This is a genomic window from Acetobacter sp. AAB5 (genome assembly GCF_050106715.1).
GTDB classification, from domain to species: domain Bacteria; phylum Pseudomonadota; class Alphaproteobacteria; order Acetobacterales; family Acetobacteraceae; genus Acetobacter; species Acetobacter oryzifermentans.
Genome location: NZ_JBNIEW010000059.1, coordinates 1 through 547 on the forward strand (window position 1 = coordinate 1; position 547 = coordinate 547).

Consider the following 547-nt stretch of genomic DNA (forward strand, 5'->3'; position numbering starts at 1 on the left):
GGATACCGTGGCTGTGGTGGGGGAGTTGTCCGGGCGCACCTCAATCTGGTCTACAGCCGCACCGTGGCGCACACCCCCGATCAGGATGGACTGCAGGTCAGACGCAAAGTCCCGCACCAGATCCATGGCTGTCTTGTTGCGGCGCACCAGCAGGTTGTAGCCCAGAACGGCCGGCACGGCGGTGGCCAGACCAATGGCCGTCATGATCAGGGATTCACCCACAGGCCCCGCCACCTTGTCGATGGATGCCTGACCGGCAATGCCGATAGCTGTCAGCGCGTGGTAGATCCCCCACACCGTGCCGAACAGACCGATGAACGGAGAAGTGGAGCCCACCGTGCCCAAAAAGGCCAGGCCCTTTTGCAGGCTGTTCTGGATGTTGTTCACCGCGCGCTGGATGGACATGCCTGTCCAGCTATGCAGATCGATGCTTTCCTGCATCGTACCTTCATGGTGCTCGGCCGCCACAATACCGGTATCGGCAATATAGCGGAACGGAGATGTGGAGGTGAGAGCCGAAGCGCCTTCCTGAATGCTGTGTTTGGTC

The 547-nt window shown here is 60.9% G+C and carries 1 protein-coding gene; it reads right to left on the reverse strand.

Translation table 11 applies throughout. From position 1 onward, the window contains the following. Positions 1–547, reverse strand: a 547-nt coding sequence (locus ACP7IZ_RS13785; protein WP_426849729.1) for a MotA/TolQ/ExbB proton channel family protein, incomplete at both ends; no start/stop codon positions are given.